General features: G+C 36.6%; 12 protein-coding genes and 1 tRNA gene. 5 read left to right on the top strand and 8 right to left on the bottom strand.

Features of this window, described 5'->3' with window-relative positions:
- The 3 genes from B9A58_RS16960 to B9A58_RS16950 are packed head-to-tail and all read left to right on the top strand — an operon-like array spanning nucleotide 1 to nucleotide 3,227.
- Nucleotides 1-831: a DUF1647 domain-containing protein gene (locus tag B9A58_RS16960; RefSeq protein ID WP_084374088.1), complete on the top strand. Its 831-nt coding sequence runs from the start codon at nucleotides 1-3 to the stop codon at nucleotides 829-831.
- Nucleotides 828-1,841, top strand: a complete 1,014-nt coding sequence (locus B9A58_RS20545; protein WP_084374087.1) for a hypothetical protein — start codon at nucleotides 828-830, stop codon at nucleotides 1,839-1,841. The genes B9A58_RS16960 and B9A58_RS20545 overlap by 4 nt, the downstream gene beginning before the upstream one ends.
- Nucleotides 1,842-1,859: 18 nt before the next feature.
- The gene (locus B9A58_RS16950; RefSeq protein ID WP_084374086.1) at nucleotides 1,860-3,227 is read left to right on the top strand and encodes an ArnT family glycosyltransferase; all 1,368 of its coding nucleotides are present in this window, start codon (nucleotides 1,860-1,862) and stop codon (nucleotides 3,225-3,227) included.
- Between the two features lie 9 nt (nucleotides 3,228-3,236).
- On the opposite strand, the gene B9A58_RS16945 is transcribed toward B9A58_RS16950, so the two are convergent.
- From B9A58_RS16945 to B9A58_RS16930, 4 genes are all read right to left on the bottom strand, one after another.
- Entirely contained in the window at nucleotides 3,237-4,829 is a 1,593-nt protein-coding gene (locus B9A58_RS16945) for a capsule assembly Wzi family protein (RefSeq protein ID WP_084374085.1), read from the bottom strand.
- 71 nt (nucleotides 4,830-4,900) lie between these two features.
- Nucleotides 4,901-5,317 (bottom strand): hypothetical protein, encoded by a 417-nt coding sequence (locus B9A58_RS16940; RefSeq protein ID WP_084374084.1) that lies wholly within the window; start codon nucleotides 5,315-5,317, stop codon nucleotides 4,901-4,903.
- Between the two features lie 149 nt (nucleotides 5,318-5,466).
- On the bottom strand, nucleotides 5,467-6,882 hold the full coding sequence (locus B9A58_RS16935; protein ID WP_176214825.1) for an FAD-dependent oxidoreductase: 1,416 nt from the start codon (nucleotides 6,880-6,882) through the stop codon (nucleotides 5,467-5,469).
- A gap of 192 nt (nucleotides 6,883-7,074) precedes the next feature.
- Nucleotides 7,075-7,869, bottom strand: a complete 795-nt coding sequence (locus B9A58_RS16930) for a glycosyltransferase family 92 protein (protein ID WP_084374082.1) — start codon at nucleotides 7,867-7,869, stop codon at nucleotides 7,075-7,077.
- Between the two features lie 136 nt (nucleotides 7,870-8,005).
- Here B9A58_RS16930 and B9A58_RS16925 point away from each other — a divergent pair, with 136 nt between their 5' ends.
- On the top strand, nucleotides 8,006-8,854 hold the full coding sequence (locus B9A58_RS16925; RefSeq protein ID WP_084374081.1) for a glycosyltransferase domain-containing protein: 849 nt from the start codon (nucleotides 8,006-8,008) through the stop codon (nucleotides 8,852-8,854).
- 11 nt (nucleotides 8,855-8,865) lie between these two features.
- On the opposite strand, the gene B9A58_RS16920 is transcribed toward B9A58_RS16925, so the two are convergent.
- The 3 genes from B9A58_RS16920 to B9A58_RS16910 form a co-directional block, all read right to left on the bottom strand.
- Nucleotides 8,866-9,813: a polysaccharide pyruvyl transferase family protein gene (locus tag B9A58_RS16920; RefSeq protein ID WP_084374080.1), complete on the bottom strand. Its 948-nt coding sequence runs from the start codon at nucleotides 9,811-9,813 to the stop codon at nucleotides 8,866-8,868.
- A gap of 135 nt (nucleotides 9,814-9,948) precedes the next feature.
- Nucleotides 9,949-10,356: a hypothetical protein gene (locus B9A58_RS16915; protein WP_139793955.1), complete on the bottom strand. Its 408-nt coding sequence runs from the start codon at nucleotides 10,354-10,356 to the stop codon at nucleotides 9,949-9,951.
- A 113-nt stretch (nucleotides 10,357-10,469) separates the two neighbouring features.
- Nucleotides 10,470-10,543 (bottom strand) — tRNA-Asp (locus B9A58_RS16910).
- A 272-nt stretch (nucleotides 10,544-10,815) separates the two neighbouring features.
- On the opposite strand from B9A58_RS16910, the gene B9A58_RS16905 reads away from it, so the two are divergent.
- On the top strand, nucleotides 10,816-12,615 hold the full coding sequence (locus B9A58_RS16905) for an acyl-CoA dehydrogenase (RefSeq protein ID WP_084374078.1): 1,800 nt from the start codon (nucleotides 10,816-10,818) through the stop codon (nucleotides 12,613-12,615).
- Between the two features lie 294 nt (nucleotides 12,616-12,909).
- Here the strand turns inward: B9A58_RS16905 and B9A58_RS20425 are convergent, their stop codons facing one another.
- Nucleotides 12,910-13,152: a hypothetical protein gene (locus B9A58_RS20425; protein ID WP_084374077.1), complete on the bottom strand. Its 243-nt coding sequence runs from the start codon at nucleotides 13,150-13,152 to the stop codon at nucleotides 12,910-12,912.
- Between the last annotated feature and the right edge of the window lies 1 nt (nucleotide 13,153).

Raw genomic sequence — 13,153 nt, 5'->3', positions numbered from 1 at the left:
ATGGCTAAAAACAATACAATACTTACTGCGGCAGATTCAACTTATTTTCGTACTTTTTGTCAATTTTTATATTCCTTCAAGAGACAAAGAGAATATGAAAATAGCGAATTGATTCTTTTTGATTTGGGATTGACTGATAGTCAAAAACAACTTCTTGATCAACTAATTCTAAAGGTGCCTAACGTGTCTGTTAGCACATTTGATTTTTCAGCCTATCCAGAATTTGTTCAGCTTAGGCATAAAACATATTCATTTAAACCAATAATAGTAAAAACAATCTTTGAGGAAAGAAAAGGGAGCCTTCTGTGGCTAGATAGTGCAACGATTCTGAATCAACCCCTGAACTATGTGTGGAACCAAATCGAAACTTATGGTATTTACGCACCAATAGGCGGGTCGGGCACACTCAAAGAATGGACAGTTCAAGACACCCTGGATTATATGAAGGTGCCGGAATCATTTTATCTTAATCGCAACATTTGTGGGTGTATGTGTGGTTTTGGCCATCACAATTCTGATGTAAGAGAATTGGTTTCTGAATGGGAGCGATATTCTTTGATTAAGGAATGCATAAAACCAGAGGGAGCCAACCGTGAAAATCACAGAGATGACCAGTCATTGCTGACTATTCTGCTATACAAGTACAAAGAGTCAAAAAATATTTATCTCACAAAAGATGAAGTAAATATCAGTTCTAGATACCCAATTGACTTTCTGAGCGTTAGGAACAAACTAAATCCAAACTTTCCATACAACCTGAATGGGTTATCCATTTTTTATTTCAATCTTCGCAGAAAAATAGATATCCTTGCGCATAGGATTATTTCATGAAAATCACACACATAACGATAATAGGAATAATCTTTCTCTCCATTTTATGGTTCACTACCTTTAGTACACTGGTTTTAACTTTTGGAGCGGTGTTTTTCTTGGCTCTGTGGTTGAATACCTTTAATTACTTATCTGGGAAGAATTTCTTATTGGATATCTGGCATTATTATTCGACAACCAGCCGTTCATTACAATTTTGGGATGATTATTGCGAAGCAAACCAGAATAAATCGGACGTCATAATATCTTTGTCTACCATTCCGAGTAGAATATCGGAGATCATTCCTACACTCAAAAGTTTGCTTTCTCAAAAAAGAGCACCCAAAAAAATCCATCTTTATGTTCCTCAACTTTCAATGCGTGAGCAGGTGGGTTATGATATTCCTAAAGAAATTGAAGGTTTAAAATGCCTAGAAATTATTCGGACGAAAAAAGATTGGGGTCCAAGCACTAAATTTATTCCAGCAGTGGAGACTCTTTCCCCTGATCAAAAAATACTGGTAGTAGATGATGATAATATGTACCCTAGGGTCATGTTGGGTGATTTTGATAAAGCATCTGATGAGAAACCGGACTGGATTGTGGCGTCAAGTGGGTGGAGAGTACCAGAGGATTTGGTGGATAGAGATACAACATTTTGGACTAATGTGAAATTACAAGCTCCTGCACCCGTGCCCACCACCAGAGTGAATGACTTCTACGAAATCGATATTGTACAGGGTTATTCAGGTTTTTTGATCAAACCACGTTTTTTTTGTTTACAGGAATTAACCAATTATCCAGATGAACCAGTTGCACTAAAATTTGTGGATGATGTATGGATAAGTGCCCATGCTCAGGTATCAAAATATGTATTTCCATCCAACAGGTTTTGTTATACCCCCTTCTGGAAATTGGACTTTTTCAAAAGTAATAGTCTGGCTTCTATAAACAACCACGGCAAAGAGTTGGATGAAGACAGAAACAACTCAATTGCCTTGAGATACTTTAAGGAAAAGTGGAATAGATAATACATTATACCCTTCAGTATGGAACAAGGCTATAATAGCATTCAGTATTATAAAACGCTATTTGCCACCATGCTTCTGGTGGTGGCATACCTCTCTGTTGCTAGGGAATTTGACCATGACGAATTTGAGGCTGTTCACACCTCCTGGAAAATGATAAATGGGGAATCCATCTATTTGGATTTTTTCCAGCATCACCATCCATTCTTTTATTATTTGATAGCCCCTGTTATTTATCTTCTAGGAGATTCTATTACTACACTGATAGTACTAAGGTTACTGATGTTAGCCATGTATATGGGGATAGTTTTGTGTGTGTACCAGCTAGCCATAGTTGTTTTCAATAATAAAAAAGTAGCCTGGCTCAGTATTGCATTTTTGCTCTTCATGGCTATGTTTAGTCAAAAGGCTATTGAGATTAGACCTGATGTGCCACAAGTGCTCTTTGGACTGTTGGGAATACTCTTTTTATTACAATTCAAAAAACATAGCACTCTTTTCAAATATTTCTTAAGTGCAATGTGCCTTGCCTTGTCTTATCTATTCCTACAAAAAGCAGTTTTTATTGTTGCGGCAATAGGACTTGTTCAATTGTTTTGGCTATATCATAGGCGCTTGAATTTTTATCAATTAATCCAGTATTGGTTGATTTTCGGATTTACCATTAGCCCATATTATTTCTATTTATTCTACACGGATCAATTCGAAACATATTTACTCTACAACTGGATAATTAATATGCATTTTGAAGGTTGTTTTTCACCTTTTAATACGATAGTTGATTCATTTTATTACAATCATTTTATATGGATATTTGGTGCCGTAGGAATTGGTTTTTGTTTAAAAAGAGGCCTGTCAGATATTTCACTTTTGGGTGTTTTTTTATTCCTGACTGTTTTCGCGGTTAAAGCACCATACAGGCAATATTTCATGCCTTTTGTACCAATATTATGCATCACGGCGGCTTATGCCATGATTGAAGTACTTAGGCGCAAACATTTGTTAATTGTTGTCTCTCTGTCCGCAATAGTTCCAATGCTGTATCTAATAAGAACTGTAATTGTATATCCTAATCAGCCACAATTAGAAAAGATAGAATGGGTTTTAAATCAGACAGACCCTTCTGATTATGTTTATGATGGGGATATTTATTTTAATCTTTATAGAAAGGATATTGATTATTTTTGGTTTAGCACTGAACCTGGGCGAGGTGGATTGGGTACTTACCAGAGTCTACGACCTTACACATATAATATTTATGATGCAATTAGAAAATATCAGCCTAAAGTAATCTCTGATACTTTCGTAGAGAATCTTGAGAATGATGTAATTAGAAATAATTATATTCAGACTACCCAATATCCAGAGTTATACATAAGAGTGAAGTAGAATCTGGGATTAGCGATTGAGGAAATAGGAAACAGATAGATTGAATACAAAATTGTTCTGCTCATTATCTTCGAAAAGCAAGTTGTTTCTATAGATCAATAAAAACTCTGGATTGATACTGAAATTATTAAACATTCTTAGATAATCTGTGCCTATAGTGATCTCATAATCTGTTGGTTCATCTTGTACGCCTGCATAAGCGTTTACCAAATAGTCATCATTAAATCTTATCCTTTGAAATGTGAATCCCATTTTCCCATTGGGATTGTAAAGATTTACCCAAAAAATATCAGAATTAGAGCCAGGTCCAATTCCAGCACCAACGATTTGTCCGTTGTTAGTGTAACCATTATCTACCACACCGTGAACATAGTATGTTGCACTAATCCCTGGAGATGAAATTTGTATTTGGTTGCTACTCAGCGTAGTTTTTTCATAATTTATTTCTAATAGGTTCCCATTGTCCAGATCGAAAGTTTTAGTCAAGCCAATGGTTATTGCTCTCGTTCTGTCAGGATGTTCGGCCAAATCCATAATGCTACCAAAAAAATCATTTCTGGCCCATTCCACATATAAATTCAGGCCTACATTTGGGAATGCATATTCCATTACCAATGAAAACATTTGATCATATTCGTCATTTTTCATAAACCCTTTATGGGTGTTTCTAACGAAAGCATTGAAGAAGTCTTCAGTAACCAAATCACCATCTGCCCAACGTGTGTACATGATGCGATTGACTCCTAAGGACAATCCTTTTACAAAACTTGGTTGGTAGCCTAAAGTGAAACCTGTGATGTATTTCCTGTCATTTTCTGAATTGTCATCGAAATAATCAGATTCGTACATCGCTCCCCAGTACCACTTGAATTCCATGAGCCCAATTTTAGTTTTGGCAGGCCTGGCAGTGCCTAGATCTATATGTGGAAAACCAGCTGCATTTTTGCTCATGATGATGGGGTTGTATCTAGAGGGGCCCCATGAGAAATTGGCAGTCGAAAAACCTAAAGTAACGTTTTTGTAAATAATTCTTATTTCAGATTGCCCCCAGTCGAAGTCACTATATGAGTCATCTCCGTATCGCATGACCCAGTCAATTTTACCTTCTGCTGGATAGGAGTAAGGGTTCTTATTATACTGAGATGAAGGAATGTTATATTCTCGGTTTTGAGCATACCAAACTATAGGAGCAAATGTGTAGTGTAAAATGCCAATATTACCACCAAATCCTGCAGTTAATGAGGTATTGGAACCTCTGCCGCTCCAAACGGCACCATTGTTATATCCGCGAGGATATTTGTGGTTGTAGACGTATGAAATTCTAGGATTGAGGATATAAAAATTGTTATTGCTGTCTTCCTTAAATTTGGTTTTGAAATTTCCCTCCCAAAGATTCCAGTTCAAGCTTCTATCAGAAGAATATGGTTCAATAATGGAAGGCCGAATCATTATAGGCTTTGGCAGCAGCTCTGGGTTTTTTAGTTGTAGGGTTCGGTAATAATTTTCTGTGTAATCCCCAGGATACAAGACTTGAGCAAGTGCAGAATTGATTAGACTCAGAAAAAGTAAGGAGCTAACAATCAGTAATGTAGATTTTTTCATTTTTAATATGTTAGTAGCAGGATAGTTTTAGTCCTTCAGGGAGTCTATTAACTATTTGTTCCCTGGAATTATTAAATATATCCCCATTCATAGCTGATAGTGAAAACGGTGTCACCTCCCATGCTATCGCCTTCTTCAATGATGTAGTCAACAGATTCTCCATTTTGGAATACTTCAAACTCTATAATCCAGCCATTGCCCGCTTCGCAGGTTGCACAAACGGCATTGATCAGCCTAATTTCGACAATTGGATCTTGCTTTCCTTTAATAAATGGATTTAAGTCAAATTCCACTTCGCTAGCTAAGTGCCCGCTAGATGCCATTTTGTTGAAAACCATTTCACCATTTATATATACCTCTGCCCAATCATCTATAGCCAAAAATAAAATAGAATTCTTAAGATCTGTTTGAGCTTGAGCTTGAGAAGCAGTATTTATTCCGAAGAAAAAAATTGCGATATATAAGGATTTTTGTATAAAATTATTCATTGCTGAGGTTCAATATTTGAATGACTCGATATGCAAATGCCATTCCAAATTTTTTTTTGCTAAAATATAAAGTGCTCGTTTCGTTTTTGCTAGTGTGAGTTTTTATAGAAGGAAATTTGGGCGTTGCATAATATTCTACAGTTTTTAATTTACTGATTTAAAATATCTTTGATTTCTCCCTCTTCCTGATACTCTGTGTCTGTGTTGATTTCCCAAAGGTTGGTAGAATTGTTGCCAAGTATATTTTCTGCAGCCAATAATCCCATCAAAATAGAGTGATCTTGATTGTTATATTTGAATGACCCATATCTGCCAATCGGAATTAATTGATCAATACAGTCAGCATAGTTCTCAAGCATTTTTAGCGGTTTTTGATAGCCAGTTTCATAGACAGGGTAGCATTTTGGTATTTTAATGACCTTTGAATTTAGAATACCCATAGAAGAGGGTACCAGTTTTAATTTTTCTAATTCACTTATTGCAACCTTTGCCAAGTTTTCATCTGGCATACTCCAAACGTCATCTTCCTCAAATGCCCAAAACTCTAAACATAAGATTGATGTTTTTTTGTTTCCATATAGGGTAGGGCACCAGTTTCTGAAATTGGTTATTCGCCCATGCTTGACATCAGGTGAGTGTACATAAATCCAGTTGTCCTTGAATAGATCAATCCCGTCTACTTCTAAATACACCAAAATTGTATTTCTAAAATAAAGTTGACTGGCGGCATTTTTAATTTCAGTAGGCACATTTTCTATTCCCTTTATTAAAGTAGTCAATGGCATCGTTGAAATGACAAAATCTGCATCAACCCGTGTGCCATCAGCTAATTCAATTCCTTGGGTTCTGTTGGACTCATTAATCAACACTCTTTTCACTGGTGCATTGAGGTGGATGGTGCCACCATTATTTTGAATCTGTTGAGCGCATTTTTCATAAAGCAAGCCTGTCCCATGTTTGGGGTAGGAGAATTCATCAACCAGGGTTTTGTGTTTGTTGCCAGCGTTGCCTTTTATGGCTGACCAAACGGCTCCAATCAAAGACAATGTCTTAATTCTTTGTGCAGCCCAATCTGCATCAATTTTAGAACACGGTATACCCCAGAGTTTTTCAGAATAACTTTTAAAAAATATTTCATAAAGTTTATTGCCGAACCTATTAGTCACCCATGCTTCAAATGTGGTTGGATTCTTTATTGGATTGATTCGTTGGATCAGATAATCCCAAAGAATTCTGATGATAGTGAAAGGGTTTAGGTTGAGAAGGACATTGCTGAATTTTAAGGGGTATTGAAAAAATCTATTCTTATAGTAGATTCTTGTCAGTCTATTTACAGTCGTATATTCACCTTCTAACACTTCAGCGAAAAAATGATTAATTCTTTTTTCTTTGGAGAAAAACCTGTGAGGGCCTAAATCGACACGTTGCCCCCAAAGATCAAAACTTCTGGACATACCTCCTACAAATTCGGTTGCTTCAAACAGTTCTGTTTCCACACCACTTTTTGATAATTCATGTGCACAACTTAATCCTGCAGGACCAGCTCCAATTATTATTACTTTCACGTTTTTTTTTGTAGGGTGGAAATCGATGATTGCTTGCTCTTAAGGCTTGTAAAATTGTAAAGGTATAGCTAAGTGCCGAGACTCCCAAGAATGACATTATTGGTGAAATGGACTATAATTAAAGTGATGAAATTTCAATACTTGGTGCATCCTTTGAATGATTTTTAGCTGGGTTTGATTATTAACTTTGGACTACCAGCTAATTTTCTTCAGTAGATCTAGCATGCTCTCATCCACAATGTCATTGCATCTTGAATTTTTTTCATCAAAGCCAGCTCTTCCAACAGGTCTACCTCCAGAGACATTTTGTCTTGACATGTATTCTTCCAGAGATTTCGTATAGTAATGATTGATCCTCCAGCCTATCTCATCTTCTTCTTTTATCATACGGCCGGATTTGTACCATTTATAGTTCCACCAATGTGCACTATAGGCAAATCTGTTGCTTGAAAGAAAATCACCATTGCCCAAATCTTTGTGATCAGAATAAGTTTCCTCTCTTTTTGTGTATGCTTCTAAAACTGATTTTTCTGGTTTAGTGTCAAACCCATTATTGCCAAAATTGATTCTTGGTACTTTTATTCCTTTGATTTTTTTTGTATCTACGGTTTTGAGCCAATCAAGTAAATTGTCTTCCCCATTCATTGGGAAAAGAAATTCATCTACATCAATTTTCATTAACCACTGGAACTCCTTTCTGTAGTTTTTAGCTGCATGAGCAAACCCCATGTGATTCTTATTTCTCTGATACCATTTAGTGGCTCCATCATATTTTGTACCATCCCATTTTGTCCAAGGATGACGGGTAACGAAACCTTTTTCTTCATAAGGTTTTAAAATGTCCTTTGCTTCTTCACTGCCATCTTGATCATAAAGGTAAAAGTGATTTACACCAACCTTTATATGGTACTCCAACCAGTCCTTTAAGTAAGGATTTTCGTTCTTGAAATTTACAGCAAAAGTTAGGAAATGTTTTTTGTTCATCATCGTATCAAGTGTGGTGCAAAGTAATCTGATTAAAGGCACAAATGCGATATAAAAAAGGCCAAATTACTAATTATTATTTTCTACTGACTTAGCTTTGAATAGTTTTTTTGAGAAAGCTTTAAAGCTCATTTTTTATATGAAAATAGTTACTGTCGCCACCCATCACAACGATGATTTGGAAAGATTGTTAATTTCTGCTAGGAAATTTAATATAGAGGTAGAGTTGATTGGGATAGGACGTGAATATATAGATCATTATATTAAAACGGATTGGCTGCTTGAATACTTGGAAGGTTTGGATGATAACGAGATTGTGCTCTACACAGATGGTTATGATAGCGTGCTTTTGAACGATACGAGTTATATCGAGGAAGAATTTTTGAAATTCAACCACCCTATGGTTTTTGGTACCGAACAAAATTTTAACTGTATGTCCTCATTCTTTGGGAAAATTGGCTACTTTCTCAAGTATCCAAAAGGCAAAAAACCTTATCGCTATATCAATGCTGGGGGATGGATCGGGCGAGCTGGGTATGCCAGGGAAATACTGAGCAAGGTGGTAGGAGGGGATGATCAGTCATTGCTTCTGAAATACATTACAAAGAATAAGACTGCCATTGGCCATGATATCGAACAGCGAATTTTCAGTTGTATGGCAGGGAGAACTGGTATGGAGGATCGCGACTATGTGCTGGATGACAATGGTAGAATAAAAAACACCAATACGGGTAGTAATCCAGCTATACTTCATGCTGCTGGGAAGAATTTTTATGGTCTCTATAAAGTCACCAGGAAATTAGGTTTTTTCCCAGAAGAAAAATTTTCTGATGAAGAAATTAATCAATATAAAAAATCCAAATTCTGGAATACTCTTACTGCTTGGACTACAGCTGATAATTATCTATTCCACCTTTGGTTGAAAATAATTGTAGCCATTTTAGGAATGGCTACAATTGCTTTAATTCTTGGTCTGATCTTCAATTAGGAAATCCTGTTTTAAGAAAAGGCTTGCGTTACCTTCTTCCTAATCTCTTCTGCAATCGGAATATGATTGTCTTTGTTTTTTGGAGGATTCTCCCAGTCTATATTTAATGGCTTTATGAACGGGAAGAATAAACGGTGAAGACCAAAGAATTTAAAAAATTTATCAATCTTTCTGTTTTCATGAAAAGGTAAATTTGGCCTCACGGTATTGAAGAAATCAATAATACCTTCAAATCTATATTTGTCAATTTTATTGGCATAGCCAAAATCAAAGAACAGTACAGGTGTTCCCATGGCTAAACATGGCAATGCACAATGAATTCGAGAAGTAATGACTAACTCAGCTTTAGCATAAGTGTCTAACAATTGCTGTGCCTCCTGCATTTTCTCTTCAATGGACAAGTCAGTGTTTTCTCTGGTATGAGTCACAAACTGTAGCCGCTCATGATATTTTTTAGGCACTAGTTTATGAATGACTTTATTAGCATATCCTTCCTTCAGGATGTTGTCATAAAATAAGTCACTAATTATGATATTGTTGTTTCTCTCACCTTCATATTTTGGCAAGGTTAAAGTGAGGCAACCAGAGTAATAGGCATCAACTCCCGCCGCCTGAAAAAGCCTCATGGTATTGTAGTCTCTACAGCCTATAGGCTCAAATTTTTTGTAATAAGGAATGACAGCATCTGCCAGCATTGCTTTTCTTACCTCTTTGAACTTTGCAATATGAAAAGAGATGAAATACGGATTAATGTTGTCTTTAGGTGGCCAATTGTTGGGTTCATGCATGAACCATCCATTACAAAGAAGTTTTATGTCTTCTTCGGAGTCGTGTGAATCAAGGTTTTCACGATCGAGTATTAGAATGTTTTCCTTGTTGAGTAATTTTTTCGCAGCTATAGTTTGTACTTCATCCCCTATATTTCTGCTTTTGTAATAAGCAACAATTGCTTCTGCCATGCTATATTGATTTCATTAATTTTGGTGCAAACATAAAACAGAAAAAATTACGATAATTATATTCTTGAATATATAAGACCTCAATTTTAGCCGAATGGTGTTAGCTTTTCGTGGTAATCGCACGATCCCTCACTGTTATATGTAACCCCATTCATAGATCATTGTGAATACAGTGTCTCCACCCATGCTGTCACCTTTTTCCAGCATGTAGTCGACAGATTCGCCATCTTGAAAAACCTCAAACTCAATTATCCAGCCATTAGAAGTGTCGCAAGTAGTACATTTAGCATTTATAAGCTTGATCTCAACCAGAGGCTCTTCAATTCCTTGAATAAACGGGTTCAAATCGAACTCGACTGGTTGCTTTAAATTTCCAGCATCTGAGGCCTTCTTGAAAACCATTTCTCCTTCTACATACACTTCAACCCAATTGTCAATAGAGAAAAATAGTATTGAATTTCTTTTAGGTTGTGCTTGAGATATATTCACTATTGCTATCATAATAACAATAACTGTAAGGAGCCTCTGATATGAAAATTTCATAATATAAATTTTAATGTAGTTACGAATTTACCACGAAGTAACAAATACTATTCCATAATTGTAAGGGCATAAAAAAAAGCACTTACAATTTAATGTAAGTGCTTGATAATCAGCGGAACGGACGGGATTCGAACCCGCGACCTCCTGCGTGACAGGCAGGCATTCTAACCAGCTGAACTACCGCTCCTGATTACAATTTCGGGCTTTGTTTCCCTCAAATGCGATGCAAAAGTAGAGGCAATAAATCTATTATCCAACATCTAGTTGAGAATATTTCAAAATATTTTTAAGCCAATTTTTATCGAAGGTATGAGGCTGATTTTTGACCTTATCTAAGAGGTTATGAATCAGATGCTTTAGCTAATTTGTATGCGAAGTTTCGTTATTAATTTGAATATAAACGACCATTCAATTATCTTCAATCTGAATTGTAAAGAATAATAATTACCTAAGAATACCATGTCAGAATATTACTCTCGTCGTAACCTTGATTTTTTGCTCAAAGAGGTGTTTGATCTTGAATCTCTTTTAAAACTCGATATCTACAAGAAACATGATCTTGACGGTGTCAAGTTGATGCTAGACACTGCTGGACAGTTGGCTGACACGGAAATGAGACCCTTCAATGAAGAGATGGATAGAAATGATCCGAAATTTGAAGAAGGAAAAGTAAAGGTGCATCCACAAATCCGGAAACTACTTAAAAAGTTTGGAGAAGGTGGATGGATTTCTGCAAATGCTAGTGAAGAGGTGGGCGGGCAACAACTTCCAATTATTGTTTCTTCATGTGCGCAATTTATTTTTGGTGCAGCCAATTACTCTGCTAGTGTTTACCCTTTTTTAACTGCTGGTGCAGCTAGATTAATAGAAGAACATGGATCAGAGCAATTGAAGAGCACCTATGTGCCTAAGCTATACAATGGATCATGGCAAGGTACCATGGCGATGACCGAACCAGATGCAGGGAGTTCTTTGTCCGATGTAAGGACAACGGCTGAGCCGCTTGATGATCATGGTACTGTATATAGTATTCAAGGCCAAAAGATATTTATTTCTGCTGGAGATCATGACGCTGTTGGTAATGTAGTACACCTGATGTTGGCCAGGATAAAGGGCTCTCCAGAAGGAACAAAAGGATTGTCTCTTTTTGTGGTGCCACAGAAACGTTTTACTGAAGACGATCAAGTAGTCATGAACGATGTGACAACCACAGGCATGTACCATAAAATGGGTTACAAGGCTGCACCAATCGTACACTTGAGTTTTGGAGAGAAGAAACGTTGTTTTGGTTATCTGATTGGTAAGCCAAATGAGGGACTATCCTATATGTTTCAAATGATGAATGAGGCTAGGATTGGGGTTGGACTAAGTGCAGCATCCATTGGTTCTGCTGCGTATTATGGATCGCTTAATTATGCCAAAGAGCGACCCCAGGGAAGAAGGCCAGATGAGAAGGATCCAAATGCTCCTCAGATCAATATTATTGAACATGCTGATGTTCGAAGAATGTTGTTCTTTCAGAAATCTGTAGTTGAAGGTTCACTTTCACTATTGTTGCAATGTGCTCACTATGCAGATATGGCAAAAGCTGGGAAGGAAGAAATCAAGGAGATTTATAGGCTTACGCTGGATTTGTTGACGCCAGTTGCAAAAAGTTATCCTAGCGAAATGGGTATTCTGTCCACATCAGCTGCGATTCAGATTTTAGGTGGTGCAGGTTATTGCAAAGACTTTCCAATAGAGCAATATTTCAGAGAAATGAGAATTCACACTATTCACGAAGGAACCACAGGCATTCATGGAATAGATCTTTTGGGTAGAAAAATAATCATGGGTGGTGGTATTGCTTTCAGGGCATTTACGGAAGAGGTTTCCAAGACGATAAAAAAAGTGAAGCTCGAAGTAATAGAACTCTCTAAATATGGCGAAAAGCTTAATGACGCGCTATTTAGGCTTCAAAACATCACCATGAAGTTGTCTACTATAGCCATGAAGGAGAAGAAGGAAGTTTTCCTAATGGATGCAACCCTGTATTTAGAACTCTTTGGGGTAGTAGCAATTGGTTGGCAGTGGCTGCTGCAGGCGATACCTTGTCAGATAGCTGTCAACGAAAATAGGGGAGATGAATTCTACAACAGTAAACTACACACAATGCGCTATTATTTTGAGTATGAATTACCAAAAACAGAGGCAATTATTGCAAGACTGAATAGCTCAGATAGACTACTATTAGAAATTGACAGCAAAGAAATTTTGTAGATAAATAATATCATCTCAGCCGATATTTCACATTCTTCACTCTTTTTTTGTACTTATCTCTTTTGGGGTTATATGCAAATATTCTTTTCTTCGGTTTGACCATGGTTCCTGTTGAAGGATTCTTGGGAGTGATACAGCTGGTTGTCGAGATGGTAATCATTAAACCTATCAAAAATGATAGAGTAGTTATTTTATTCTTCAATGGAATAGTGGGGATTTAAGGTGCATAAAAAAAGCTTCAAAAATTGAAGCTTAAAATATTTTGTGTGAGTCAATCTCACAGTCAAGTTGAAATTATGAAATTTTCTCTAATACCTCTTTGGGAAATGTAATTTTATAAACGGTATCCAAAGAATTAGTAAACAATTGAAATTCTTCTTCTCCGAATGTAAGGTCTGGTGCAGGATCCTCTAGGGCATTCAGCTCGAACCCTCTGTCTCTCATTTCTGGGAGAATTTTTATAATGATTCTTTGCCATGCTAAAGGCGTTATGCTCTTATTGCACCAATTCTTCAATGTCAAAACCTTAATCTTCATA

Source organism: Reichenbachiella faecimaris, assembly GCF_900176375.1.
Lineage (GTDB): Bacteria > Bacteroidota > Bacteroidia > Cytophagales > Cyclobacteriaceae > Reichenbachiella > Reichenbachiella faecimaris.
Note: the sequence above shows the minus strand (reverse complement) of the source record. Positions and strands in the feature narration are given on the sequence as shown.

What these genes read in the sequence shown, in the direction of transcription:
- B9A58_RS16960 (WP_084374088.1), top strand. Translation starts at nt 1, where the DNA reads ATGGCTAAAAACAATACAATACTTACTGCGGCAGATTCAACTTATTTT.
- B9A58_RS20545 (WP_084374087.1), top strand. Translation starts at nt 828, where the DNA reads ATGAAAATCACACACATAACGATAATAGGAATAATCTTTCTCTCCATT.
- B9A58_RS16950 (WP_084374086.1), top strand. Translation starts at nt 1,860, where the DNA reads ATGGAACAAGGCTATAATAGCATTCAGTATTATAAAACGCTATTTGCC.
- B9A58_RS16945 (WP_084374085.1), bottom strand. Translation starts at nt 4,829, where the DNA reads ATGAAAAAATCTACATTACTGATTGTTAGCTCCTTACTTTTTCTGAGT.
- B9A58_RS16940 (WP_084374084.1), bottom strand. Translation starts at nt 5,317, where the DNA reads ATGAATAATTTTATACAAAAATCCTTATATATCGCAATTTTTTTCTTC.
- B9A58_RS16930 (WP_084374082.1), bottom strand. Translation starts at nt 7,869, where the DNA reads ATGATGAACAAAAAACATTTCCTAACTTTTGCTGTAAATTTCAAGAAC.
- B9A58_RS16925 (WP_084374081.1), top strand. Translation starts at nt 8,006, where the DNA reads ATGAAAATAGTTACTGTCGCCACCCATCACAACGATGATTTGGAAAGA.
- B9A58_RS16920 (WP_084374080.1), bottom strand. Translation starts at nt 9,813, where the DNA reads ATGGCAGAAGCAATTGTTGCTTATTACAAAAGCAGAAATATAGGGGAT.
- B9A58_RS16915 (WP_139793955.1), bottom strand. Translation starts at nt 10,356, where the DNA reads ATGAAATTTTCATATCAGAGGCTCCTTACAGTTATTGTTATTATGATA.
- B9A58_RS16905 (WP_084374078.1), top strand. Translation starts at nt 10,816, where the DNA reads ATGTCAGAATATTACTCTCGTCGTAACCTTGATTTTTTGCTCAAAGAG.
- B9A58_RS20425 (WP_084374077.1), bottom strand. Translation starts at nt 13,152, where the DNA reads ATGAAGATTAAGGTTTTGACATTGAAGAATTGGTGCAATAAGAGCATA.